Raw genomic sequence first — 23,385 nt, forward strand, 5'->3', positions numbered from 1 at the left:
TAAGTCCGGCCTGCCTGATGTGCTGAGGTCATCACTGGCCATGGAACCGGCAGAATACATATCATACGGAAAGCAGTGGATAGATGAAAATGATATTCAGGCTGTTGTCAGCACATTGCGGTCTGACCGCCTGACACAGGGCCCGAAGATAGATGAGTTCGAAAAAGCATTAGCGGGATTCTGCGGCGCACGTTTTGCCGTTGCTGTCAATTCGGGGACTTCAGCGCTTCACATCGCCTGCCTGGCAGCAGGGGTGCAAGAGGGAGATGAGGTGATAACATCCCCGAATACCTTTGTTGCTTCAGCTAACTGCGCAGTGTACTGCGGCGCAAGGCCGGTATTTGCGGATATAGAACCCGATACCTACAATATCATTCCTCAGGAGATGGCAAACAAGATCACGCCGTTGACAAAGGCTGTTATCCCTGTCCATTTTTCAGGGCAGAGCTGTGATATGGTATCAATTAAAAATATCATACAAGAGGAAGAGAAGAGCGCGGATAAAAAAATATATATCATTGAAGATGCCTGCCATGCGCTTGGTTCCGCATACAAAGGCAGGAAGATCGGTTCCTGTTTTTATTCTGACATGACTGTAATGAGTTTTCATCCTGTAAAACACATTACTACAGGGGAAGGGGGGGCTGTATTAACCAATAACGAGTCCCTTTATAACAGGTTAAAGCGCTTCAGGTCTCACGGGATCACAAGTGTACCTGATGAATTCATATATAAGGAAGAGGCTTTTGAAACATCAGAAGGCGGTTTTTCTCAAGTAAGGCCCTGGTATTATGAGCAGGTTGCTCTGGGATATAACTACCGCATTACTGACCTGCAGTGCGCGCTCGGTATATCACAACTGAAAAAGATAGTTTCTTTTTGTAAGCGGAGGCGTGAGATAGTTAATATGTATAATGAAGCTTTTAATGATGTCAATACTCTTCAAACACCTTTTCAATCCGGTGATTGTGACAGTTATTTTCATATATATGTTCTCCTGTTTGACTGGAAAGCTATCGGGATGAACCGTACTCAATTCATGCTGGAGCTCAGAAGCAGGGGGATACAGACACAGGTTCATTATATACCTGTGCCTCTTCACCCGTATTACAGGGAAAACTTCGGCACTGATCTGAGGGATTTTCCCAATACTGAGAAATACTATAAAGGGTGCCTCTCAATACCCCTTTATCCGGCAATGACCGACATGGACGCAAAAAAGGTTGTTGCTGAGATACTGAGATTGGCGGTACGGTCATGAAGGATTCAAAGAATAAATTAATGCAGGCGAGAGCCAAAAAGATCATACCCGGCATGACGCAGCTCCTGTCTAAACGGCCTGATATGTTTTCATCAGGTGTCTGGCCTGCCTATTACAGCAAAGCCAAAGGGGTAGAGGTATGGGACCTTGATGGAAACAGGTATATAGATATGAGCATCTCCGGGATCGGAGCTAATATTCTCGGATACGCAGACCCGGATGTGAACGCGGCAGTTCATGAAGCTGTTGATGCCGGGTCCAGCAGTTCCCTGAACTGTCCTGAGGAAGTTGAGCTTGCAGAGCTGCTTTGCGAGATCCATCCATGGGCAGATAAGGTTCGGTATGCCCGCACAGGCGGGGAAGCAATGGCTGTTGCAGTAAGAATAGCCAGGGCTTACACAGGAAAAGACAAGATAGCTTTCTGCGGATATCACGGTTGGCACGACTGGTATCTTGCGGCGAATCTTGGGACAGAGAATGCGCTCGGAGAACATTTGATGCCCGGCTTAGACCCGCGTGGGGTTCCCAAAGGACTTGAAGGAACCGCATTTCCATTCAGGTATAACCATATAGAAGAACTTGAAGCGATAATCGCAAAACACAAAAAAGAACTGGCAGCCGTAGTGATGGAGCCAATCCGCAACGCACAGCCTGAGAGCGGTTTTCTGGAGGCGGTAAAGTCGCTGGCAAAGGAAGCCGGTGCGGTCTTTATCTTTGATGAGATATCCGCCGGTTTCAGGATGAATTCAGGAGGAGCGCATTTAGTGCTTGGGGTCACGCCTGACATAGCCGTGTTTTCAAAGGCCATGGGCAATGGTTTTCCTATTGCTGCTGTTATTGGGAAAGGCGGGGTTATGGATGCTGCCCAAAATTCATTTATCAGCAGCACAATGTGGACTGAGCGCGTCGGCCCGGCTGCGGCATTAGCCACTATCACAAAACACAGGCGTGTCGATGCCGGCAGGCATTTGATGTCCATCGGCCAACAGATCCAGTCTGGATGGGCTTCGCTTGCAAAGAAAAACGATCTGAAGATCAGCGTCGGCGGGATCCCGCCGTTGAGCCATTTTTCATTTGACTATGATGACGCGATGTCGATGAAGGCATTGTTCGTACAGCTGATGATAGAAAAAGGATTTCTCGCCTCAACACTCTTTTATTCGATGTACGCCCATGAGGAAACGCATGTCGAAAAATATCTCAATGCCGTTGATGGGGCATTCTCAATGATTGTTGAGGCGAACCGGGCAGGCACGCTGCGTAAACTTTTAAAGGGACTGCCAACTACTGCCGGATTTAAGAGGTTAGTATAAATGGTGTCAGGTTCATGAATCCTTTAGTCCTCGGCACTGCGCAATTCGGCTCTGTATACGGTATTGCAAATAAGACGGGGCAGCCGGGCCAGGCAGCGGCAACTGCGATAGTTCATGAGGCTTGGAAAAACGGCATTCGTGAATTTGACACAGCCCAGGGATACGGGACGAGTGAAGAGGTTTTGGGCATGGCATTGAACGAACTCGGCCTGACGAAGGAAGCGAGGGTCATCAGTAAATTTCATCCGGACCTTGATCACCTGAATCCTTCAGCCATGTCAAAAGCGGTTGACGGGTCTCTGATGCGTCTCGGGGTGCCGCATCTTTTCGGCATCATGCTTCACCGCGAGGAGATGCTTTCGCTTTTGGATAAAGGTCTGTCAGATATACTTCATGATATAGTCTCTTCGGGGAAGGTTCAACATGCCGGAGTGTCGGTCTATTCGCCTGAGAAAGCAGTTCAGGCACTGAATACAGCAGGGATAGATATGGTGCAGCTGCCGTCCAACATCCTGGACAGGAGATTTGAGAAGGCGGGAGTGTTTGAGCTTGCTGACAGAATGGGCAAGAAGATTTATATCAGGAGCGTATTCCTTCAGGGCTTGATCCTGATGGATCCCGCAGAGATGCCCGATAAAATGGCTTATGCCAGGACGGTCATCCATAAACTAAGATCCTTATCCGCAGATGCGGGCTTGAGCCGCCAGGAGCTGGCGCTTGGTTATATCAGGACTGAAATGCCCGATGCCGGGATCGTGTTCGGAGCTGATACGCCTGAGCAGGTCAGGGGAAGCCTGGCATGCCGGGAGATAACTTTGCCCGCTTCTTTGGTTTCAGCGATCAAGAAAACATTTGATGATGTTGATGAGAAGATCCTGAATCCTTCGCTTTGGCCGAATTGATATGATGACAGCTGCGATCATTCAGGCGAGGATGAGTTCCACAAGGCTTCCGGGCAAGGTGATGAAACCACTATGCGGAAAGCCGATGCTGTGGCATATAATCACCCGCCTCGGCCATGCAAAACAGCTTGATAAGGTCATCATCGCAACTACGGACAGGGAAGAAGATAAAGTAATTGCCAAACTTGCGGAAGAGATGGGAGCTGCTTTCTACTGCGGCTCTTTGGATGATGTGCTTGACAGATACTATCAGGCGGCAAAGAAATTTAATGCTGAGACTATTGTAAGAATTACTGCAGATTGCCCTATGATAGACCCGGAGACCGTTGACAGTATTACAGATCATTTTCTGAAACATGACTATGATTATGTGAGCAATACAATTAAACCGACAATGCCTGACGGCCTGGATACAGAGGTCTTCAGTTTCAAGTCTCTTGAAAAGGCGTGGGAAGAAGCAAGGAAACCTTCTGAGAGGGAACATGTAACTCCATATATTTACAACCATCCTGAAATGTTTAAAATCAGCAATTACGAATATGATGTTGACCTCTCCGGTATGCGGTGGGTAGTTGATCAGGAAGAAGATTATAAATTTGTCTCAGAGGTCTACACGAGCTTGTATCGGGACGGGAAGATATTTGATATGCAAAGTGTTATCAGGTTATTAAAAGAAAACCCCGGACTTCTCGAAATAAACAAGGGAATCGCAAGAAACGAGGGGTATCAAATCTCGATTTTAAAAGATGAAAAAGATACAAGCACTTAAAAGACTAAAGGCAAATGGCGTTTCATTTTAAGGTTGGCCTTAAACTATATTCAACTAACGTTGAGCTGATTCCCGAAGCATCAAGGCTCATGAAAGAGGGGTTATATGACTATGTGGAACTGTACGTTATCCCCGGCTCATATATGCAGACAATAAATAACTGGGAAACCCTTGATATTTCTTTTGTGATACATACTCCTCATTCATTTCATGATGTAAACTTTGCGCAGGCTGATAAATGGCAAACCAATCAGCGTAATTTTATTGAAGTACAAAAGTTTGCAGACTCACTTTCTGCAGGAATAATAATCGTTCATGGCGGCAATAATGGTTCCTTTGATGAAACACTTAAACAGCTTGCCCGGCTTGATGAGAAGAGGATAGCCCTTGAGAATAAACCCTGTATGGGAATTAATGGCGAGATATGCGTAGGGGGCACTCCGGAAGAATTCCAGAAGGCCTTTGATTCCGGCGTTATAAAGCAGACAGTGCTGGACTTCGGGCACGCTGTCTGTGCAGCTAATTTTCTCCAGATGGCCCCACTCGATTTAATTAAAAAATTTGCAGGATTTAACCCGAAGGTTTTCCATTTATCAGATGGTGATGCATTATCTGAAAAGGATACTCATTATAATCTGGGCAAGGGCAGTATGAATATCGCCGGATTTCTGTCAACTGTTCCTGAAGGGGGGCTTTTAACAATTGAAACCCCTCGCAGAGAGACGGAAGGTTTAAAGGATTTCATGGAAGATGTAGTTTATCTGAATAAACTGATTAATTAAAATGACGGAGGAAACGCGTGACAAAAGAGATCAGAGTAAATAATAAAACCATAGGACAGGGCAGGCCATGCTTTGTGATAGCAGAGGCCGGGTCGAATCATAACGGCTCAATAGAGCAGGCAAAAAGGATGATAGATGTAGCAGTTGATGCAGGAGCTGATGCAGTTAAATTTCAGGTTTTTCGAGCCAAAACCATGTATCCCAATAAAAAAATAGAGGTCAAATATCTAAAAAATATGGGGATCAAGGATGACCTCTACAATATAATCAAAAGGATGGAAGTGCCGTATGAATGGGTGGAGGTACTTTATAATTACTCAAACTCAAAAGGCATTATATTTATGGCATCTCCTTTTGACAAAGAGGCGGTTCGCATTTTAGACCCTTATGTATCTATTTTTAAGATCGCCTCTTATGAAGCCATGTATGGGGACCTTATCGATGCAGTCAAGGCTACCGGCAAACCTCTTTTCATATCTGTTGGAGGTTGTTCTGAAAAAGAGATTGATCTGATCGTTAAAAAATCGTTGAATGATTATCTTGATAACACAGTGCTTTTACACTGTATTGCCAAATACCCCACCCCTCTGAACCAGGTCAATTTAAATGTTATTCCCCATTTAGCGCAGAAATATTCAATAAAGGTCGGTTTTTCAGACCATACGGAACATCCATTAATCGCGCCTATGGGTGCAGTAGCGTTAGGGGCGGTTGTCATAGAGAAGCATTATACCTTAAGCAAAAATCTGCCTGGGCCTGATCACGCTTTTGCTTTAGAACCTGATGAATTAAAAAATATGATTAGCTCAATACGTATGGTCCAGCAAGCATTAAAGGGGCAGAGCAAGAAAAAGGTTTTACAGAAATGCGAAAAAGAACTTTATTACTATAAGCGCTGCTTTTATTTTAAAAAAGACTTGCCTAAAGGTCACAAAATCAATAAGAAAGATCTTAAAATATTGCGTAATACAGGGAGCGAGTGTAATTATTTCAATCCATTGGAGTTGGATATGGTCTTAGGGAAGAGACTGAAAAAAAATATAGGGGCAGATGAAATTGTAGTTAAGGAGGATTTGCAATGAGCGCTGAATGCCAGGGAGAAGTACTGATGAACAAAGAAGAGCGCCAGCTGATCTCTTGCAATAAATGCGGATTTATCCATGTGATCCCTTCATATACAGAAAGAGAGTTGGAAGAGTTCTATGAAAATTATTACGCTGAGAGCACACCCAGTTATTTATGGTTTGAAAAGGTTTATAACATTAAGAAGTGGAAAGATACCGGAAGAATTCTTGATATCGGATGCTGGGAGGGCAAGCAGCTTGAATTTTTCATAAAAGAAGGATGGGAGTGTGTCGGGACGGAACTGAATAAAAATGCAGCCTCAGTCGCAGCTTCCAAAGGGATTGAAGTGCACCAGATCTCTATCAGGGAGTTCTTTGAAAAGTTTGCTGATAGAAAATGGGATGTTATAAATATCTCTTATATATTAGAGCATATCCCTGACCCTGCGGATTTTTTAAAAAAAATAAAGAACAACCTGAACAAGGATGGAATGGTAATTATTGAAGTCCCAAACGAGTTCAACCCTCTTCAGATGGCGTATTTAAAAGAACACCAGCACGAACCTTACTGGGTAGCTCTTCCTGACCATTTGAATTATTTCAATAAGGAAGGCCTTGAAAATCTCATGGAACGTGCCGGCTTTAATGTGATTCATGGTGAATCGTCCTTTCCGCTTGAGATGTTTTTATTAATGGGTGATAACTATCTTGAAGACAGCTTGGTCGGAAAACACAGCTTTGGAAAGGTTGTTGAAATGGAGAGGATTTTACGTAATTATAATCCTGAGTTGCTTTCAAGTATTTACTCTTCACTCTTCAAGGTCGGAATCGGCAGAAGTATCATCCTTTATGCTTCACTCAAGATTAAAGAATGAGAATCTGCCTTTTTGCTGATATTCACGGCAACGGCCCTGCTTTCAGGAGCGCTTACCCCATGCTTATTTCAGAAAAAGCTGACCTGAATATTTTTCTCGGCGACTTATGCGGATATTATTTTGACCAGAGTGAGATATTTGAAATGCTCAAAGATATTCCAAACCTGATCTCAATCAAAGGGAATCATGATCAGGTTTTTTTGAAAATTGTAAATGGTGAAGAGGACTGCCGACGCGATTATTTAAAGAGGTATGGCAGATCAATGGAAAATCTTCTATATGAGAATAATTCAGCTCTTATTCAATGGCTTTCGGATCTGCCGGAAACATTTTTAAGTGCTGATCCTGATATCGCGGGATATCATGGAAGCCCGCAGAATAATATGGATGGATATGTGTATCCGGATTCGCCTCTTGATGCATTTCAGTATTATATGTCTTCTGTCTTTATTCTCGGGCATACTCATTACCCTATGGTAAGAAGCATTGGAGCGAAGCTGCTGATAAATCCAGGCTCACTCGGACAGCCCAGGCAAGGCGGGTGGCCGTCATATGCGGTATTTAACTACCGCTCAAAAGAAGTTATGTTCAAAGACGTTGTTTATGACAGGGCGGAGCTGATTAAAAGCATTGATGATGCCGGTGACAATAATCCATATCTAAGGCAGGTTCTTGCAAGACATGACAATGCATAAAACAATTATTCTTGTTTCAGCAGTTTGCGGAGATATCGGCTGCTCAGCAGTCAGGGCATTACGAGATTCGGTTGATAAGATTATCGGTTGCGATATTCAATCGAATTCTCCTGTTATTGATCTTATTGACAGATTCTATGTATCTCCCCCGGCTCTGGACAGAGACAATTATATTAATTTCCTTAAGAAGGTTTTTCAGAAAGACAGTATAGGATTTTTTCTTCCGATATCTGAGTACGAGATTGATGTTTTGAATACAAGAAGGGAGGAATTGGAGTCCACAGGCGTACGCCTTTTACTCAACAATAAAGAGGTCCTTAATAACTTCCTTGATAAATTAAAAACAGCCCAGTACCTTAATAACATCGGGATAACGGCTCCAAAAACATCTTTATTATGCAGTTACGATGGGAGCTTTGGGTTCCCTGTAATTGTGAAGGCCAGAAAAGGGAGCGGAAGCAAAAGGCTGTGGACAGCAGACAATTCTACAGACCTTGAATATATAAAGACCAAAGATGATGGCGGGCTGATAGCTCAGGAGATGATAGGTTCTGCAGAGGAAGAATATACTACAGGTGTTTTTTCTGATGGCCAGGCTGTCTCTGCTATTACCTTCAGGAGGAGGCTTGGTTTTGGCGGATTATCTGTTGAGGCGGTGCTTGAAGATATTCCCTTTCTTGATAATATCGCAAGGAAGATAAGTAAAGAGACCGGACTGACAGGAAGCATAAATATTCAGTCAAGGCGCGCCGGTGATATTTTTATCCCTTACGAAATAAATCCGAGATTATCAAGCACCCTGCTTTTCAGAAAGAAGTTTGGATTTGATGATGCCGTGTGGTGGCTGGATGCCCTTATGGGCAAAAAACACTCATATAAAATGAAGTACAAGTCCGGGATAGCTAAAAGGTCTTTAACAGAGTGCTATTTTGACCTTCAGGATATTGTGAATGAAGATAGATAAAGGCGCGATCCTGCTGGAAGACGAAAAGATATTCCTGCGAGTGCTTACAATTGAGGATATTACTGAGGATTATATTAATGGTTTAAATGACGATGAAGTCAACAGATACCTTGTAAATGTCCGCATCAATGCCCAGACGAGGGAATCTGTGGAGGGATTTATTCGTACGAACACAAATGAGCCTTCAAGTGTTTTTCTGGGTATTTTTATCAAGGATGAAGTGGATTCTTTTATTGGTACCCTGCGTATCTCAGGTATAGATCTTTTCCACTACCTGGCATCTGTCGGGATATGCATATTTGATAAACGGTCATGGAAGAAGGGTTATGCTGTGCGATCTCTGGGAATGGTTAAGGAATATCTCTTTAATTCATTAGGCCTTCATTATATTGAAGCCGGGGTCTACTCAGAAAATATCAGCAGTTTAAAGCTCTTTAAAAGTGCAGGATTTACAGAATCCCACAGATTAAAGGATAAGTTCAGGCACATCAACAGTTTTGAGGAAGTGATAATATTTAAGGCATTAAACCCATCGTTTGACAATTCTCTTCTGAAGTAACATATTCTGTCTTGAAAAAAATGAATAAACTTATTGCAGTATTTGACTCTCCTGCTGTGGGGGATATCTGTTTAATTAAAAAATATCTCAGGCAAGGGTTTGAGGTTTTTGTTGTGGAACCTTTTCATGCATATCATCATCAAAAAACGCTTACTTTTTTCCCGCCTCCGCTTCCTGAAGAGGTATTGATTCTTCTTAAAAACGGGGAAGTCAAGTTGCTGAAAGCAGATTTGCTGAATTCTCGCGATATAAGCTTGCGGGCGGCTGATAAAGCGGTGCAGGTAATAGAGCCGGTTTATGAGGTCTATAGAAGAGAGTACCAAAAGCTTTTTCAATTTGTTTCCGATACATTGAAATCATCCTCTGCTGAGAATGCATTCAAGAAGAATCTATGTAATAAATTGGCAGAATTTTACTCAGTAAATATTCTTCTTGCAAGAATTGAGGATTGTCTGGAATCCGAATCCATACATGTCTTTCCTGATACAAATATCGGTCAGTACTTGTATTTGAAGTCGCTTGTTACAAGGTGCAGGCAGGACTTGGCCGAGCATAGAAATATACGATTTCCGTTTAGAATGCGCGCAAGAAGTTACATTGAAAATTTTAAGCATAATATAGTTGCGCTCACTATGTTGTCAGCTCAAACAGCTGCCAGCGGCCTTTTTGCGTTTTTTACGAGCAAAAGGCGAACTGAGAGAAAGAGCTATACTTATTGCGTTTCAATAATTGCACCAAACCGGCAGTTAAGAGGTAATCAGCGCGGGCCGGATTTTATTATTGATGGTGATAAGATCCAGGCAAAGGATGTTGTTTATCTTCCCATGGTGAAACTGGACTCAAGGCAGAAAGAATTACTGAAGAAGACAAAAGGCGATGTCTATTATCCGCCGGATAGAGGGCGTTTTTTTTCAAATTTCACAGAATGGAGCAGGCTTCTCAGGCTGGTAACAGGCGGAGTTTTTTCTCAGAAATGCGAAGAGACCAAAGCAGCCAGCAATATATTTTTTAATTATTTTGCCTGGACCGCAGTTATGAGAGGTCTCAGTTTCAAACATTTTATCACACATAGTGACTTCAGCTTGAATCATATTGGCCGCAACATAGCTATTGATCAGGCCGGCGCCCAAACATGGTATTTTACTGATTCAATGAACTTTGGGAACAACTTCAGTGAAGATAAGGACGGCTATGGCATGCGGCACCCTTTCTGGTCTTACCTCACATATGACCATTTTGTTACCTGGGATAAATTATTGGAAGAATATTTCAGGTCACATCCCGGGTCTTTTAAAAAAATCCATGTTGCAGGGTGTCTCTGGAGCGGCCATATAAAGGCAATAAGCAAAAAGGATGTCTTTTGCGGAGAGCTTTATCTGATAAACCTTGATAACACATTTATTGTAAGTGCGTTTGACTCGACATACTCAAGAAACGGCATAACATCATATGCTGAAGGGATTGCTTTTGCAGAGCATCTCTTGCAATTAGCAGATGAATGTTCTGATATTCACATCTATTTGAAGGAGAAAAAAGACCGCTCTATACATGGAAGGCTGGATCCGGTCTTAGGTCCAAGACTTCTGGATCTATATAATAAAATGGATACTCATGCAAGGATAACTATCTGCTCTAATGATGTAGATGCATCCAGGCTGATATCTGCATCAGACATGACGATATCTTTTCCGTTCACTTCAACAACTTTTGAAGCACTGAGCGCTGACAGGCCCGCATTGTGGCATGATCCAAAAGGATATTATATTAATACTCCCTATGCCAAAAATGGCGGAGTTACCACACACAGATATGAAGCACTGAAGGAAAAGGTTCTGGATATAATAAATACCAAACCGGGAAAATATAAGAACCCGATAAACATAAACTCACCATTGTCTGATCCTTATAGAGACGGTAAGGCGATTGACAGGTTCAGAGGGCTTCTGACATCAGATAGTGGCTACTAAAGAAAAGCAGATCAGGAACAGCTTCATCTATCTGTTGCCTATAATCGTCGGCAATCTGATCCCTATCATAACACTGCCGATCTTCACCAGGATTCTGACAAAAGAAGATTACGGCGTCTGGGGACTGGCACAGGTATACGCGATCTTTATGTCAGGACTTGCGAATTTCGGATTGATCATAGGCTATGAAAGAAATTTCTTCCAGTATAAGGATTCTGGTAAGTCTGCGGCACTACTGTACTCTACCCTGTTTTTCGTGCTGAGCGTTTTAATTGTTTTCGGGCTTTTCACCTATTTCTTTAAATCATCCATCTCTCGATTGGTGATCGGATCTTCGGAATATTCCGAAATATTGTTTTGGAGTTATTGTTCGACCGGCATTTTAAGCCTCAAGAATTATTATCTTGCCTATTTTAAGAATAGCGAAAATGCAAAATCATTTGCACACTATACAATAGACGAGAGTATCCTCGGCTTTCTTTTCTCTTTCATAATGGTCGTATATCTTCGCATTGGGGTTATCGGACTTATTTGGGGACAGTTAGTTGCAAGTCTTATAATATTTGGGATTCTCAGCGTGAATTTTATTAAACTTTATCCTCTTGCTTTTGATCGGGAGGGGCTCAGGGCATCCCTGAAACTCAGTTATCCACTGACCCCCCGCATCTTTATGGGTGTGATCGGGAGCCAGTTCGATAAATACATGATCGGACTCATGGCAACGATCGGCGGCGTTGGGGTCTACAGCATCGGCCAGAAAGTGGCAAATGCTATTTTTACATTTATGACTGCTATACAGAATGTTTACTCACCGCAGGTCTATAAAAGGATGTTTGATCTCGGGGAGGAAGGCGGTGAATCTGTAGGCAGATATTTGACACCTTTTGCGTACATATCTGTCGCTGCCGCTTTGATCGTCTCTCTTTTTTCCGAAGAGATCATTTATGTTTTAACACCTGAGTCTTATCACGGAGCCATTGATATTGTTATCGTCCTTTCAATGTATTATGCCTCCCTTTTCTTTGGCAAGCAGCCGCAACTCCTATTCATGAAAAAGACTTTTATAATCTCGATCTTCTCGCTTTTCAGTATTGCCCTGAATGTAGGGCTTAATATCCCTTTTATCATGAAGTGGGGAGCCATAGGCGCAGCGTGGGCGACATTTATTTCAGGGCTGATATCAGGAACGATTATATTTGCAATATCTCAGCGTTACTATGAGATCAAATGGGAGTACAGAAAAGTTACAATGATCTTCGCAATATTTTTTATTTCATCACTAATGGTAATTCTTTTAAGAAATATGCACGTTGATTACTATATCCGTATAATAATTAAATTAATTTCTCTGTCTTTATATGTATATCTTGGGGCTAAAATACATGTGGTCACTATTGAGAACTTCAGGCTGCTTAAAAGATCTGTCATAGGAAAGTCGTTCTGAAGAAGCGTTGTCTTAACACTTTAGTCTATTGATATATATTAAATATAGTAATGATCAAGAAAAGAATAAAAAATATATTTTGGTCTCTTTCCAGAGCCGCTGTTAATAGAGCGGTAAAAGAAAATGATGAACTTTCCGCCATATGGGGGCTTTCCTATAACATACTGCCAAGCTTGGATGAACATTATATAACTGCCAGACTCAGTGAAGAAGAGAGCTTAAGAGCCAGGCTCCTGATTTGTTCACAGGCAAGTTTCCTGAGGAAGGTAATAACGGTAATATCTGAAAATGGACAGGCAGTTAATAATTATTTGGACATTGGCGATTCAGACGGCTCTGCAAGGATATTATTGAAGGAGAGCATGAAAAATGTGGATATCGACACATTAGGAATTAATCTGCAGCCTAAGGCCGTTGAGAAGATGAAACAAAAAGGGCTGGAAGCAGAATGCATAGATGCCATGGAACTTAGTAAACAGGGGAGGCGATATGATATCGTTTCTGTTTTTGAAACTTTGGAACACCTGCCCAATCCCATCGGTTTTCTCGAGAGCATTCATAGCATCGTCAATCATCGTCTGGCCATATCGGTGCCTCTCATATGTAAAAGCAGGGTCAGTCTGCGGTATCTTGATGATAAATGGCCCGGAGACAAAATACCTACGATTGAAAATATCCATGTATTTGAGCTGTCACCTGAAGACTGGAGTAAAATATTTCTGCATTGCGGATGGGAAATAGAGTTTGAAAAAAAGGTCAGACAGTTCCCCAAAAAGGGGATGCTTGCCCTCCTCATGAAATATACATGGCGAAAGATAAGCTTTGAAGGATATTGGTTTGTTTCGTTAAAGAAAAATGATGAGTACAGGAAAAGATATTGTATTGAATGATTATACCTCAGAGCATTTCAAGAACAGGAGATAATATATGGCGAAAGATAGGGATGAGAAGAGCGGACTGAAACAGAAATTAATAAATAACAGGTTGACCGTAGGTTCCTGGATAACCCTTGCCGATACTGCTGTAGCGGAGATCATGGCGAGGTCAGGCTTTGACTGGCTGACCATTGACATGGAGCACAGTGCGATAACTGTAGGCCGGGCTCAGGAACTGATAAGGGTCATTGAGCTGAACGGGGTTGTTCCGCTGGTCCGGGTTGGAGAGAACAATGCGACAATGATCAAGCGGGTAATGGATGCGGGCGCCCATGGCGTCATCGTGCCGATGGTGAATACAAGGGAGGATGCCGAACGGGCTGTTGCCTCTGTAAAATATCCGCCTGAGGGGAAGAGGGGCGTAGGCCTTGCACGGGCACAGGGATACGGGTTTGAGTTTGACAGATACAGGAAGTGGGCCCATGCGGAAAGTATAGTGGTGGTCCAGATAGAACATATAGATGCTGTCAATAATCTGGAGGAGATATTGACGGTCAAAGGTGTAGATGCGAGCATCATAGGGCCGTATGACCTATCTGCCTCCATGGGATATCCCGGGGAATTTGAACGCAAAGACGTAAAGGCCGCGATCTCCCGGTATGAAAGAGTATGCAAAAAACTGAAAAAGCCTTCAGGGTTTCATGTCATTGCGCCTGATGCCGGCTTAATAAAGGAAAAAGTTAAACGCGGTTTTACATTTTTGGCATTCAGCCTGGACACCCTTTTTCTGGGCTCCAAGATAAAGGAAGAACTGAAGGCGGTAAAGGAGAAAAAATAATGAAGATAGTAGGTATAATCCCGGCGAGAATGGGTTCAAGCAGGTTTCCCGGGAAACCACTGGCGCTGATCGCCGGCAGGCCGATGATATACCATGTGTATTGGCGGAGCAAAATGTCAAAGAGGCTCTCAGATGTATTCATCGCTACCTGCGACAAGGAGATCGAGGAATACTGCATTAACAATAAAATGAATGTGGTCATGACAAAAGATACCCATGAGAGGGCATCGGACAGGACGGCTGAGGCCATGCTGAAGATCGAGAAAATAATAAATACAAAGATAGATATCCCTGTCATGATACAGGGTGATGAACCCATGCTCGTGCCTGAGATGATAGACCTGGCCGTTGAGCCTCTTGTTGAAGACAAGAACGTATCAGTCGTTAATCTAATGTCACCGCTCAAAAGCGATGACGAACATGATGACCCTAACGAAGTAAAGGTTGTGGTTGATAAGAATAATTTTGCTCTCTATTTCTCAAGAGAGCCGATCCCTTCAAGAAAAAAAGGGGTGAAGGCGTCTTCTATTTTAAAACAGGTATGCATAATTCCATTTACAAGGGAGTTCCTTCTTGAGTTCAATGAACTCCCGCAGACCCCTCTTGAAATAGCTGAGTCAGTTGATATGCTCCGTGTCCTGGAGCATGGGGGCAGGGTTAAGATGGCGTATTCTCCGTATGAGACCTATAGCGTTGATACAAAAGAGGACCTTGAAAAGGTTGAATCATTGATGAAGAACGACAAGTTAATTCAAAGATACGATAACAAAGCTTAAGCGGAATGGGAAATTATCTAATTACAGGAGGAGCAGGCTTTATCGGTTCTAAAGTTGCTGAGGCATTGCTGGCAAGGGGTGACAGCGTATCGATCATTGATAACATCTCAACCGGTTATGAATCCAGCATCCCTGAGAAGGCTGTTTTTATAAAATCGGATTGCCAGGATGCAGGTGTTTACAGAGGCCTCTCAGGCGAAAAATTTGATGCCATACTCCATATTGCCGGCCAGTCTTCAGGGGAAGTCAGTTTTGACGACCCGGTGTATGACCTGCGGTCAAATACCGAATCTACTCTTCATCTTTTAAAATTTGCATTTAACTCAGGGTGCAGGAGATTCATTTATGCGAGTACCATGTCCGTATACGGCCAGCCGGAGATGACCCGGGTCAATGAAAATTCCGTATGCGCCCCCATCTCGTTCTATGCCGTAGGCAAACTGGCGAGCGAGAACTATCTTAGGATATATGAAAAATACGGCATGCTATCTACGTCTTTGAGGCTGTTTAATGTTTACGGACCGGGACAGAATCTCGAAAATATGAGACAGGGAATGGTCAGCATATATCTGGCGCAGATGATAAAGAAAGATAGAATTATCGTCAAGGGCAGCCTGGAGAGGTTCCGGGACTTTATTTATATTGATGATGTCGTCAGGTCTTTTCTTCTGTGCCTGGATCTGCCGCAGACCGTTGGAAAAACTCTCAATGTAGGCACAGGCATTAAAACAACTGTCAGAGACCTGCTGAAGATAATGCTGGAAATTTATTCCAAAGATGTTCCCATAGTGCAGGATGGAAGTACCATGGGTGATATTAACGGGATAACGGCTGATATTGACCAGTTCAGAAATGTTGCCGGATTTGTGCCTGAAATTCAGCTGAAGGAAGGATTGCACAGGATGATACAATGGGCACTGCAGACAAGATAACTGAAAAAGTAAAGTGCCGGCTTTGCGGCGCGGCATCAAGATATCAGAAGATCAAGGGGCGGTTCGTGTATGGCGGGTCGGCGCGTCACAAGTTCCTGGAGTGCTCCAGGTGCGAAGCTGTATATCTTTATCCGCTGCCTTCTGAAGAACAGGAGCGCAAATTTTACCGGAACGAGTTTGAGAAGTACATGGCAAATCGTTCCGGGGCAGATACGCGGAAGGGCTGGCTCTCTGCGGAAGACCACATCAGGACCAACCGGCCTGAGGTTGAAAGAAGGATGATGTTTTTAAAGAAGCTCCTCAACAGGAGGAGGAAACTTAATATACTTGAGGTAGGATGTTCATCAGGTTTTCTGCTCTTTGCTCTTCGCGATATGAAGCATAACGTGTATGGAGTTGAACCTTCGGGTGTATTCACTGATTTCCTCCGGACGAAGAATGTCACGCTTTTTACCGACGCGTCTGATGCCGCGCGTTCGGGGATAAAGTTCGACCTCATTCTCCATTATTATGTTCTTGAGCACATAAGGAAGCCCGCGGAATTTATTCAGGGCTATATGGACCTGCTGTCAGGCAGCGGAAAGATGGTCTTTGAAGTGCCTAATGTGCAAGACCCTTTGATCTCTCTTTACAGTGTCCCATCGTTCGGCAGGTTTTACTGGTCAATGGCGCACCATTGGTATTTTTCTCCCGAGAGCATGACATATATGCTGGATAAGCTCGGCCATAAATATTCTTTTTATCTCGAACAGCGCTACGACCTGTCAAACCATATGGTATGGATGCAGGATGGCAAACCGGGCGGCAAAGGCAGATACTCTGATGTATTTACCCGTGAACTGGAAGATGCCTATAAACAGTCTCTTATAAAAAGCGGTTTTTGTGATACGCTCGGGGTTGTTTTGGAAAATAAAACGGTTTTGATATAATCTATAACAATGCGGAAAATGAAAGTATTAATATCGACAAGCAGTTTCGGCACATACGATCAATCTCAGCTTAAATTACTTGATAAACTCGGGTGCAGTGTGGTGCTGAACCCGTACAAAAGAAAACTCGCAAAGCAGGAAGCGCTGGTTCTTCTGAAAGATTGTGCAGGGGTCATTGCCGGGACAGAGGTGATGGACAGGGAAGTTCTGCAGGCGGCAGATAAACTCAGGGTCATATCAAGGGTTGGTGTAGGGATAGATAATATTGACCTGGCTTACGCAAAGAAAGCCGGTATCCTTGTCTTCAGGACGCCTGAGGCTGTTACCGAAAGCGTTGCCGAACTTGCAGTGGGTTTAATGCTGGATTGTCTCAGGGGCCTGTCATATTCCGACAGGGAAATGAGAGACGGAAGGTGGAAGAAACATATGGGCTCTCTTTTATACGGGAAGACGGTCGGGATAATAGGGCTTGGCAGGATCGGCTCAAGGATAGCCGGGATATTGAAGAAGAGCTTTGGATGCAATGTGGTCTACTATGATACGTATAAGAAAACCAATAAGTTCGAGAAAGTGGCCTTGAACAGGCTTTTCAGGGTTTCTGATATTATCTCGTTCAATTCGAGCAGTACGGAAGTAGTGCTCGATTCAGAGAGCGTAAGAAAATTAAAAAAAGGCGTCATCATAATAAACACATCACGTGCAAATTTAATAGACGAGGCCGCTATCATAGAGGCTTTAAAGGACGGCACAGTAGCCTTTGCCGCCTTTGATGTCTTTAACAAAGAACCTTACAGCGGAGGTTTAAGGGAGCTGCCCAATGTTGTTCTCACCCCGCATATAGGTTCCTATGCCAGAGAGGCAAGGATAGAGATGGAAAGGCAGGCCGCTGACAATCTGATAAAAGGTTTTAAAAAAGCAGGTCTGTTATGAAAGGCAGGGCAGTGGTTTTCGGAGGGTCAGGTTTTCTGGGAAGCCATGTTGCCGATGAACTGGCTAAGAGGGATTATGAGGTAGTTATTTATGACCTCCGTAACTATGCCCGCCTGAAGAATAATCAGTCCATGGTCATCGGTGATATAACTGATGAAGCAAAGGTGAGAGATACTGTCAGGGACGCGGACATTATTTACAATTTTTCGGCTATTGCGGATATAGAAGAAGCAGCCGTAAATCCGGTGGAAACAGTAAAGGTGAATATCCTGGGCAACACGATCATATTGAACGCTGCCAGAGAGTTTAATGTTAAAAGGTTTGTCTTCGCCAGCTCTTTGTATGTTTACGGGAGATCAGGCTCTTTTTACAGGGCGAGCAAGTATGCGTCGGAATTGCTGATCGAGAGTTTTCATGAGGCATATGATCTCAATTACACTATTCTCCGGTATGGTTCACTATACGGCAAATATGTCGATGAGCGGAACTGGATCTATAAGATATTGAAAGATGCACTGACGGAAAAAAAGATCGTCAGGTACGGAGACGGCGAGGAGATAAGGGAATACATTCATGTTGAAGATGCGGCCCGTTACAGCGTGGACATACTGTCAGATGAATATGCCAATGAATGCGTCGTTCTCACCGGGCATCATCCGATCAAGATAAAAGAGCTGCTTAAGATGATCAAGGAAATAATGAACAATGAGATCGAGATAGAGTACCTGCCGTCCCCGAAGAATTTCCATTACGAAATTACGCCTTATTCCTTTACTCCCAAAATGGCAAGAAAGCTTACCTCTAACTATTATATTGACCTCGGCCAGGGGATACTGGATTGCCTGAATTATATTCACAAGAAGATGGAAAAGGCGTGAACTCACAACCTGCCTGAGCGCTCTGCATGATAAAGACGATACTTTTTGATTTTGACGGCGTTATAGTTGAATCCGTTGATATAAAGACCTCTGCCTTTGAAGCATTGTTCAGGAACGAGAGCAAAGATAATGTGGCTGCCATACTCGATTTTCACAGGAAGCACGGCGGTATATCCAGAACGAACAAGATCCTTCATTTTTACAGCAATATTTTATGTGAAGAACTTTCCGGCGATAAACTGAAGGAGTTGGAGGACAGATTTTCACGATACGTAAAAGAGAAAGTGATCCAGTCGCCATTTGTGGAAGGCGCCCTGGAATTCATAATGGAGAACTACGGTAAGTACGGTCTTTATATAATCTCCGGCACGCCTCAGGCAGAGCTTGAGGATATAGTATCAGCAAGAGATCTGGGACGCTATTTTAAGGGCGTATACGGTTCACCGCGCGGCAAGGCCGAGATCATCAACGCCCTGCTCTCTGAAAAAAAGTTTCAAAAAGATAACACGGTTTTCATAGGTGATTCCGCAGATGACCTCGATGGCGCAATAAGGTCCGGCGTAAGATTTATAGCGCGTATCAATCCTTCCCGTGAAGACACGGTATTTTCCTTGATAGAGTTCCCTGTAATTTACAACCTCCGTGAGTTAAGCCCTGCACTTTCCAGATTCAATAATGACTGATCGTTGTCCTGCGCGATCTTTTATGTGTTTTTCATAACCTGAAATTAATTAATGAAGATCGTCATAGCTACAAGACTTACCAGCGGGATCTGTAAAAAAGCAGGGTCATTCAGCCTGATCTCGTTCAGAAAACTATCCGTAAAAGAAACCGCGCTGGCAAGGGCATCCGGCATCCGGAGATTCTATCTTCCTTCTCTCAGCCCTTCTGACGGGAAAGAGTTTGAGCAGGCATTTGACAACTTCTGGGATGATGTTGCCGCAGGGTTTCCTCATGACCATCTCTTCTGGCGCAATACCGTATCGTCAAAAATGCAGGCATGGGGCAATTCTATCGGATATTTATGTCTCGTCCTGTTTACCCTGACCCGCCTGCCTGAGAAAGAAAATTTAAAGCTCATTATCGTCTGCAACAGCCTGGAGATGAAAAAAATATGCCTGCTGTGGGCGGGCAATAATGGCTGGCAATTGATAGCAGGGAAGATCAAATGTGAATTATACGGCAGATTTGTGCAGAAGATGACCGATATTATGTGGTTCTTTATCCGGTTCATCTCTTACACACGAAAGAAAATATTGTCAGCGGGTTCAGCGCCTGGTACTGCTGAGAGAAAAGCAGTTCTGATCCCGTCATTGTTTTATCCTGATTCCGTCAGGGATGGCCTGTACAATGACCCCTTTTTTGGAAGGCTGCATGAATATATAAGGTCCAAGGGTCATCACTGCGTATATTTATGCGTGCCGCTTAACAGGGCCACGCGGTCAACGCTTAAAAAAGTTTCGCAATGCCGGGATGCAACAGTTATCACCACGTATTCGCTTGTGGGCTGGAAGGATCTGATCTCGATATTCCTGTCATTATATTTCAGAAAGCCTGAAATTCCCGAAAGAATCTTCATGAATTGCGGCCTCAGCGGATATATCCGGTGGTATTCCGGCAGTTTCAGGCAGACGTTCAGCATAGATGCCGCAATATATTTCGAGGCGGTCAGAAGATTATCCAAGGCGCAGCAATTCAGCAGGCTGATCATAAGTTACGAAGGCAATGTCTATGAAAGGGCCTGCATTCAGGCATTCAGGTCAATGAACTCCGGAAAAGTTATCGGCTACTCTCATGCAGTGATCTACCCGCTCAATTTAAAGATACGGCTTACTGAGATCGAAGCCTCCAGAAAACCGGTTCCTGACAAATATATATGCACCGGCCCGTATGCAAAGGAACTCTTATTAAAGGAGGGTAAAGGGTATAAAGCTTCCGAATTAAGTGACGGATGTGTGCTTAAGGATGTGCCTGAGATCAGGAAAGACAATAATGAGATCTCAGACAAGCGCAAGATCCTTGTTGCTCTGGATGGAGTGGAGACGGCTATAGTTATGCTGGAATGGTGCCTTGAACATTTGGGAGCATTAAGGGATTTCACATTCAAGGTCCGCTTTCATCCGAACATATCCAGGGAATCCATATTAGGCCAGTGTATAAATCCATTCCCTGACAATGTCGGGATATCTGATATCGACCTCAAGGAGGATATAGAAGAAAGTTTATGTGTCCTCTACAGGCACTCTTCAGTCGGTATGCAGGCTATATTGAATGGCGTCCCTGCCATTCATCTGGCTATTGACTCACCCTTATGCGGCGACCCTCTTGAAGGGCTCACCTCTTATAAATGGCGCGTCAATGCCCTGCCAGAGCTCGCGGCCGCGCTGGAAGAGATAATATCATTAAGCCGTGAGCAAAGAGAGACGTTACTGAACACAGCAAGTATTTTTGTAAAAAAATATTATACTAACCCGACAGAAGAATCTTTATATGAGTTTATCTCTTGAATCCAATTGCTTTAATATTTATTAAATGAAGACCGGCAATCCGCCAAGACTCTGCCTTATAGTGCCGACCAAGGACCGCCCTTTTGAACTGGAGCGTCTCTTCAGGAGCATTCAGTCCCAGAACATTCTTCCGGCTCAGATAATCATCGTGGATGGAGGAGAGCCCGGGATCAAATGGCTGGCTGATAAATATTCAGATCTCAAGATCGACTATTTACAGGTATTGCCTCCGGGTCTGACACGCCAGCGGAATGCCGGCTTGAAGAGAGTTGGAGATGATATCGATCTGATCGCCTTTCTTGATGATGATATAGTGCTTGAGCCGGGCTGCCTTGAGAACATGCTTGATTTCTGGACAGGCGCAAATGACGATACAGGCGGTGCCGGCTTTAATATAATTGACCATCCGCCGACAGGCAAGCCGCGATGGCTGGAGTTCCTCTTCTCGCTTTATTTGAAGAATAAACCCGCCGGTGCATTATTGAAGACCGGGCGCAACATGCCTTATTGTCCTGCCTCAGCCACAACAGAGACACAATGGCTGTGCGGCGGGGCCACTGTCTGGAGGAAAGAGATATTCAGCGAGTTTGATTATGATGAATGGTTTGCGGGTTACGGCATTGTTGAAGATGTTGATTTCAGCTACCGTGTAAGCAGAAAGTATAAATTATTTGTCGCGGCTGACTCGCAGGTCAGGCATATTGAAACATCTAAGAAAAATCATTACCTTCAGGCATATGTTGTGACAATGAACCATCTCTATCTTTCAAAGAAGCACGCTGAATTCTCATATCCGCTCTGTCTGGCCTATTTTATGACAAACGGGGCCAGATGTTTGTTAAGCGGTATCCTGTTTCTGAATAAGTTCAATATAAAGAAGGGGATGGGGATCATTAATGCTTCTTTAAGGGCTAGCATCCTGGGGATATCACGTGTGCAGAGACAGGTAAAGGATAAAAAGTAATGGAGGAGTTATTTAATGCCTGAATCCGGACTGAGCGTAGAGATAGTCATCCCAAGCTATAACAGGCTGAACATCCTTAAGGATACTATATACAAGATCAGACAGTTATACCCGGCTGTCGGGATCTGCCTTGGACTGCAGGGAGATATGCCGGATGATGAGCTTCAGGCGCAATTTGAGAGCGATCCGAATCTGCGCATTGAGAAGCTGCCTGAGCCTGGGACTACAAGAGCTTTAAACCGGTGTATCTTCAGTTCTGCTGCGGACATTGCATTGAGCCTGGATGATGACGCGTATCCGGTTCATGGATGGATCGAAGCGCATGTAAGCGCTTTCATGAAAGATCCGGAACTTGTCTACACATCCGGCCGGGTCATAGAATTGACAAAAAGAAGGCCGATGATCTCAGACCTTGCACGCATCATGGCTGAATCTGTTTTCGGATTATTTATGGGAAAGGACAAAAAAATAGACGGCCGCATAGTAGGCTGGGTCAACCGGTTCGGTTTACTTTTTGGGAACTTTGACAAACCCGGCACCTGCAGGATAAATTCTCCGCGCGAAGGCAACATGGGCATCAGGCGTGAGATATTTCAAAAAACAGGCGGATTCGATAATGCCTTCAGGGGGAATGCGGCCTTCTTTGGAGCGGATTTCGGATTGAGAATGGCAAAAGAGGGAATATACGGGCTCTACATCGGCGATGCAATAATAATTCATCATGAATTCCCGAGCGGCGGCAGCCGTGAGGCAGGCAAGGCGCAATGGCTCAGGGATTACATCTTTAATCATAAACTCTTTATAAAACACCTCGGGTCGCAGGCATGGATAGGTTCAATCCCACGGTTATTGAAACGTCTCTTTTAACATGTATAGATAATGAATATAATAAACAAGCCGCCTTGTTTATATTTTCTTATCCGGATATATTAACCTCATGATAGATAGAAATTTAAACTATGGACGCCATATCATCAGGCATTTTTTAGAACAGTCAGCGCCTTTCCAGATCGTATTGGAAGAGGTGGACCCCGGAATTCGGACAGTCGTATAAGGTGTAAAATATACGATTAACGAAGGAGGAAACCTGAAGATGAGCAAGACAAAAAGGACGAGGTATTCAGCAGAGTTTAAGGCAAAGATAGCCCTTGCAGCGTTGAG

The 23,385-nt window shown here is 43.8% G+C and carries 24 protein-coding genes; 23 read left to right on the forward strand and 1 reads right to left on the reverse strand.

Annotated features, from left to right (window positions below; genetic code table 11):
* Positions 1-40 precede the first annotated feature (40 nt).
* The 23 genes from pseC (at position 41) to Q7U10_06075 (ending at position 23,091) form a co-directional block, all read left to right on the forward strand.
* Positions 41-1,261: a UDP-4-amino-4,6-dideoxy-N-acetyl-beta-L-altrosamine transaminase gene (pseC, locus tag Q7U10_05965; protein MDO8282157.1), complete on the forward strand. Its 1,221-nt coding sequence runs from the start codon at positions 41-43 to the stop codon at positions 1,259-1,261.
* Positions 1,258-2,574, forward strand: a complete 1,317-nt coding sequence (locus tag Q7U10_05970) for an aminotransferase class III-fold pyridoxal phosphate-dependent enzyme (GenBank protein ID MDO8282158.1) — start codon at positions 1,258-1,260, stop codon at positions 2,572-2,574. Before pseC ends, Q7U10_05970 begins: the two co-directional genes overlap by 4 nt.
* A 14-nt stretch (positions 2,575-2,588) precedes the next feature.
* Positions 2,589-3,476 carry an aldo/keto reductase gene (locus Q7U10_05975; GenBank protein MDO8282159.1) on the forward strand — a complete coding sequence of 296 codons (888 nt, stop codon included), beginning with the start codon at positions 2,589-2,591 and terminating at the stop codon, positions 3,474-3,476.
* Between the two features lies 1 nt (position 3,477).
* Positions 3,478-4,245 (forward strand): glycosyltransferase family protein, encoded by a 768-nt coding sequence (locus tag Q7U10_05980; GenBank protein MDO8282160.1) that lies wholly within the window; start codon positions 3,478-3,480, stop codon positions 4,243-4,245.
* A gap of 14 nt (positions 4,246-4,259) precedes the next feature.
* Positions 4,260-5,027 carry a TIM barrel protein gene (locus tag Q7U10_05985; protein MDO8282161.1) on the forward strand — a complete coding sequence of 256 codons (768 nt, stop codon included), beginning with the start codon at positions 4,260-4,262 and terminating at the stop codon, positions 5,025-5,027.
* Between the two features lie 128 nt (positions 5,028-5,155).
* Positions 5,156-6,109: an N-acetylneuraminate synthase family protein gene (locus Q7U10_05990; GenBank protein MDO8282162.1), complete on the forward strand. Its 954-nt coding sequence runs from the start codon at positions 5,156-5,158 to the stop codon at positions 6,107-6,109.
* Positions 6,106-6,966, forward strand: a complete 861-nt coding sequence (locus Q7U10_05995) for a class I SAM-dependent methyltransferase (GenBank protein ID MDO8282163.1) — start codon at positions 6,106-6,108, stop codon at positions 6,964-6,966. Before Q7U10_05990 ends, Q7U10_05995 begins: the two co-directional genes overlap by 4 nt.
* Positions 6,963-7,661 carry a metallophosphoesterase family protein gene (locus tag Q7U10_06000; GenBank protein ID MDO8282164.1) on the forward strand — a complete coding sequence of 233 codons (699 nt, stop codon included), beginning with the start codon at positions 6,963-6,965 and terminating at the stop codon, positions 7,659-7,661. The genes Q7U10_05995 and Q7U10_06000 overlap by 4 nt, the downstream gene beginning before the upstream one ends.
* Complete coding sequence (locus tag Q7U10_06005; GenBank protein MDO8282165.1) at positions 7,648-8,625, forward strand: ATP-grasp domain-containing protein; 978 nt, start codon at positions 7,648-7,650, stop codon at positions 8,623-8,625. Before Q7U10_06000 ends, Q7U10_06005 begins: the two co-directional genes overlap by 14 nt.
* Positions 8,612-9,184, forward strand: coding sequence for a GNAT family N-acetyltransferase (locus Q7U10_06010; GenBank protein MDO8282166.1), 573 nt, complete (start codon positions 8,612-8,614; stop codon positions 9,182-9,184). Before Q7U10_06005 ends, Q7U10_06010 begins: the two co-directional genes overlap by 14 nt.
* A gap of 113 nt (positions 9,185-9,297) precedes the next feature.
* Positions 9,298-11,151, forward strand: a complete 1,854-nt coding sequence (locus Q7U10_06015; GenBank protein MDO8282167.1) for a polysaccharide biosynthesis PFTS motif protein — start codon at positions 9,298-9,300, stop codon at positions 11,149-11,151.
* Positions 11,141-12,595 (forward strand): oligosaccharide flippase family protein, encoded by a 1,455-nt coding sequence (locus tag Q7U10_06020; GenBank protein MDO8282168.1) that lies wholly within the window; start codon positions 11,141-11,143, stop codon positions 12,593-12,595. Before Q7U10_06015 ends, Q7U10_06020 begins: the two co-directional genes overlap by 11 nt.
* 50 nt (positions 12,596-12,645) lie before the next feature.
* Positions 12,646-13,485 (forward strand): class I SAM-dependent methyltransferase, encoded by an 840-nt coding sequence (locus Q7U10_06025; GenBank protein MDO8282169.1) that lies wholly within the window; start codon positions 12,646-12,648, stop codon positions 13,483-13,485.
* A 37-nt stretch (positions 13,486-13,522) separates the two neighbouring features.
* The gene (locus Q7U10_06030; GenBank protein ID MDO8282170.1) at positions 13,523-14,308 is read left to right on the forward strand and encodes an aldolase/citrate lyase family protein; all 786 of its coding nucleotides are present in this window, start codon (positions 13,523-13,525) and stop codon (positions 14,306-14,308) included.
* Positions 14,308-15,084, forward strand: a complete 777-nt coding sequence (locus tag Q7U10_06035) for a 3-deoxy-manno-octulosonate cytidylyltransferase (protein MDO8282171.1) — start codon at positions 14,308-14,310, stop codon at positions 15,082-15,084. Before Q7U10_06030 ends, Q7U10_06035 begins: the two co-directional genes overlap by 1 nt.
* A gap of 5 nt (positions 15,085-15,089) precedes the next feature.
* A complete protein-coding gene (locus tag Q7U10_06040) occupies positions 15,090-16,016 on the forward strand; it encodes an NAD-dependent epimerase/dehydratase family protein (protein ID MDO8282172.1) in 927 nt (308 codons plus the stop codon).
* The gene (locus Q7U10_06045) at positions 15,995-16,945 is read left to right on the forward strand and encodes a class I SAM-dependent methyltransferase (protein ID MDO8282173.1); all 951 of its coding nucleotides are present in this window, start codon (positions 15,995-15,997) and stop codon (positions 16,943-16,945) included. Before Q7U10_06040 ends, Q7U10_06045 begins: the two co-directional genes overlap by 22 nt.
* A gap of 18 nt (positions 16,946-16,963) precedes the next feature.
* A complete protein-coding gene (locus Q7U10_06050; protein MDO8282174.1) occupies positions 16,964-17,875 on the forward strand; it encodes a phosphoglycerate dehydrogenase in 912 nt (303 codons plus the stop codon).
* Positions 17,872-18,753: an NAD(P)-dependent oxidoreductase gene (locus Q7U10_06055; protein MDO8282175.1), complete on the forward strand. Its 882-nt coding sequence runs from the start codon at positions 17,872-17,874 to the stop codon at positions 18,751-18,753. Before Q7U10_06050 ends, Q7U10_06055 begins: the two co-directional genes overlap by 4 nt.
* Before the next feature lie 26 nt (positions 18,754-18,779).
* On the forward strand, positions 18,780-19,436 hold the full coding sequence (locus Q7U10_06060) for an HAD hydrolase-like protein (protein ID MDO8282176.1): 657 nt from the start codon (positions 18,780-18,782) through the stop codon (positions 19,434-19,436).
* Between the two features lie 51 nt (positions 19,437-19,487).
* Positions 19,488-21,260, forward strand: a complete 1,773-nt coding sequence (locus Q7U10_06065; protein ID MDO8282177.1) for a hypothetical protein — start codon at positions 19,488-19,490, stop codon at positions 21,258-21,260.
* A 25-nt stretch (positions 21,261-21,285) separates the two neighbouring features.
* Complete coding sequence (locus Q7U10_06070; GenBank protein MDO8282178.1) at positions 21,286-22,224, forward strand: glycosyltransferase; 939 nt, start codon at positions 21,286-21,288, stop codon at positions 22,222-22,224.
* 15 nt (positions 22,225-22,239) lie between these two features.
* Entirely contained in the window at positions 22,240-23,091 is an 852-nt protein-coding gene (locus Q7U10_06075) for a glycosyltransferase (protein ID MDO8282179.1), read from the forward strand.
* A gap of 90 nt (positions 23,092-23,181) precedes the next feature.
* Here the strand turns inward: Q7U10_06075 and Q7U10_06080 are convergent.
* A partial coding sequence (locus Q7U10_06080) for a hypothetical protein (GenBank protein ID MDO8282180.1) occupies positions 23,182-23,385 on the reverse strand: 204 nt, incomplete at its 5' end.

The organism is Thermodesulfovibrionia bacterium, from assembly GCA_030646035.1.
Taxonomy (GTDB): Bacteria; Nitrospirota; Thermodesulfovibrionia; order UBA6902; family UBA6902; genus JACQZG01.